The organism is Oleiphilus sp. HI0132 (assembly GCF_001635845.1).
In genome coordinates this window covers 1-740 of record NZ_LWGJ01000586.1, presented here as the reverse complement: position 1 = coordinate 740, position 740 = coordinate 1, and the positions used below count along the sequence as shown (strand labels likewise).

The 740-nt window shown below is 45.3% G+C and carries 1 protein-coding gene; it reads right to left on the bottom strand.

Features of this window, described 5'->3' with window-relative positions; translation table 11 throughout:
* The coding region (locus A3766_RS07160) for a patatin-like phospholipase family protein (RefSeq protein WP_197479403.1) at positions 1 to 740 on the bottom strand (740 nt) is incomplete at both ends.

Below are 740 nucleotides of genomic sequence, written 5' to 3'. Positions count from 1 at the left end.
GACGTCGCCATAATAATTCTGAGACATCATAGAATAAGCATGACCAGAAACTTGTCGAAGCATCTCAGATTTGGTATGAGTTCTTATATAGTCACTCACTGCCTGGCCATGAAATTTTGCTTCGGCTTTAACAAGCGCTAGGGGTAATTTTAAGAAACGATTACTAGACAGCCCTTTTGTTCGTTCCAGCAAAGGCACTACATGAGGATTGGTTTGACTTACGATAGAATAATTAACATCGTAGAGGTGCATTAGGCGCTCGATTGGCAAGTCGCTAACCATGCTGCCATCAACCCAGCGTAAGCGGGGCATATACGGTACGTTGTGTCCATGTTCATCTTTCTTAAGCAGTTTAACCGGGGGGAAAATTCCTGGAACTGCGCAAGACGCTAACGATGCACTCCACGTTAGCATGTATGGAGATGTGTAACCTGACAATAATCTAGCCTTTTGATGAGCCTGGACAGGCGAAACAGTGATATTAATACTCCGCCCCGTCTTCTCGTAGGCCTCTTGCATCGTGTATTCACCTACATAACTACGAATATAGTCTTGCAGCTGACGCTGATCCATAAAGCCTTTGCCTTTAATACCATTCAATAGGCCCATCCACTTCCAGGCTTTCATATTATGGGTATTAGGGTCAAACAAGGAAGGTAGTTCGTCATCGGTATGCGTCCCTAAGGCGGCAGCAATGATAGAACCGGCGCTTGAGCCAGTTACGACATCTGGCAATAAGC